The 1,922-nt window shown below is 64.2% G+C and carries 3 protein-coding genes; 1 reads left to right on the plus strand and 2 read right to left on the minus strand.

Annotation, left to right across the window (positions count from 1 at the left end; all coding sequences use genetic code 11):
• The coding region (locus RT028_RS17560; RefSeq protein ID WP_312936382.1) for an MmgE/PrpD family protein at positions 1 to 610 on the minus strand (610 nt) is incomplete at its 3' end.
• Positions 611 to 789: 179 nt separating this feature from the next.
• The gene (locus tag RT028_RS17565; RefSeq protein ID WP_312936383.1) at positions 790 to 1,431 is read right to left on the minus strand and encodes a LysE family translocator; all 642 of its coding nucleotides are present in this window, start codon (positions 1,429 to 1,431) and stop codon (positions 790 to 792) included.
• Positions 1,432 to 1,561: 130 nt separating this feature from the next.
• Between RT028_RS17565 and RT028_RS17570 the strand changes: the two genes are divergently transcribed.
• Positions 1,562 to 1,922, plus strand: a 361-nt coding sequence (locus tag RT028_RS17570; RefSeq protein WP_312936384.1) for a sigma factor, incomplete at its 3' end; no start/stop codon positions are given.

A 1,922-nucleotide genomic window follows, 5' to 3' on the forward strand; every position in this document is an offset into this window, starting at 1 on the left:
CGCTATTCACTGCCTGGCGCGCCGCGAAACCCGCATGCAGCGCCTTGCCAGCGCTGCCGAATTGCGCACGCAGACCGGCAGCCTGGGTCGCGGCCAGGCCCAGGGCGATCTGGGTCTGCGCGCGGTTCAGCTGCAGCAGACGGCACGCCGCACCCGCCGCGGCGATCACGCCCAAGGTCGCGGTGCTGTGCAGGCCGGCTGCGTAATGTCGGGTGCCGACGGCCCTGCCCAGGCGGCCAGCGAGCTCGACGCCGATCACATAGGCGTCCAGAAACGCCGCATGGCCCGACGGCGCGGCGTTGTCAGTCAGCGCCAGCAAGGTCGACAGCACCACCGTGCTGGGGTGGCCGCGCAAACTGGCGTGGTAGTCGTCGAAATCCAGCGCGTGGCTCAGGTAGCCGAGCTGCAGGGCGTGATTGTCGGCACTGTGCTGTGCAGGGTAAACGCTACGCACGGCTGACAGACCCGCATCCTCGAGCAGGCCGAGGTGCACGGGCAGTAGGCAGGCAAAATAGTCGACCACGCCGTCGCGTGCGCGTTGGCGCTGTACGCCCTGCGGTCGGGTAGAAAGAAGCGCATCGGCCAGCAGCCCGCTCAGGGAATCACTCAAAAGACACACCTTTGAATGCAAGACGTTGACTTGCATCAATAAATCGGAGGAAGTGTGAGTGTCCTGTTCTATCAGCGCATTTGCCAATAACCAAAGGTTATGGATTATTCCATGTAGGTCTAACGCTATACCGATTGTAGGAAATCAGGCAGGCCTCTGCGGGCCTGCCGAGGCCTGAATCAGTTCGCCTGACGGCGCATGGCCAAGACTGCCGCGCCAAAACCAATGAATGTGGTGCCTACCAGGCGGTTCAGCCAGCGCGACCATTCAGGCCTGCTGAGCACGCCTTTGGCCCGGGCGGCGAGCGCGGCGTAGAGGGTGAGCGACAGCAGCGACAAGCCGACGAAAATGCCGGTCAGCGTCAGGAACTGCGGCAGCAACGCCGCGCTCTGGTCGATGAACTGTGGAAACAGTGCGGTGAAGAACAGGGTCGCCTTAGGGTTGGTCAGCGCCGTGAGAAACGCCGAGCGGTATAGCTTGCCGGGAACGGGCTTTAACGTACTGCCACCGCTTGGATCGTCTGCAGCCAGCAGCGGAGTCTTTTTCATCAGCTGTTTGACGCCCAGGTAGAAGAGATAGGCCGCGCCGGCCAGCTTCACGCCGTTGAAGAGCATTTCCGAGCTGGCGAGCAGCGCCCCCAGACCCAGCATCGCCGCCGCCGACAGGCAGAACAGGCCGCTGCCATTACCCAACGACGACCACACCGCGCTGCGTGGCCCGTGGGCCAGGCTGTTGTTGACCGCCATCAAGGTAGCCGGGCCTGGGCTGGCGATGGCAATGGCGGCGACGGCGGTGAAAGCAAGCAGGGAATGGGCATCCATGGCGCAAACTCTTACAAAGGTGGGAGCCCGCATCTTACACAAACCCCCGCACCCGACATCCGCAGTTGCACATTAATCGCAGCACCTCCTAAAATGAGAACAAATCCCAGTTGCATTTTCGAGCCGCGACATGTCGAGCCGCCCACCGTCGAGCCAGAGCCTTCTCAACCAGCAGGTAGAGGCCTGTTATCAGAGCCACCAGCGCTGGCTGCTGGGCTGGCTACGGCCGCGGGTCGGTTGTACCGAGCTGGCCGCCGACCTGGTGCAGGACGTGTTCATCCGCGTGTTGACGGCCCGCGACGCCCAGGCCCGCCTGAGCGCGGTGCGCGAGCCCAAGGGCTACCTGGCCACCATCGCCCGCCGGCTGATGATCGACCACCTGCGCCGCGTGCGCCTGGAGCGGGCCTGGTTGCAGGCCCTGGCCGAACAGCCCGAGGCAGTGGCCGTGAGTGAGGAAGCCCGGGCGATCCTGCTGGAAAGCCTGTGCGAAC

Source organism: Pseudomonas sp., assembly GCF_032058845.1.
In the GTDB taxonomy this organism is placed as follows: domain Bacteria; phylum Pseudomonadota; class Gammaproteobacteria; order Pseudomonadales; family Pseudomonadaceae; genus Aquipseudomonas.

Bases quoted from the DNA above. Each gene is read 5' to 3' on its own strand.
- RT028_RS17565 (WP_312936383.1), bottom strand. From the start codon at position 1,431: ATGGATGCCCATTCCCTGCTTGCTTTCACCGCCGTCGCCGCCATTGCC.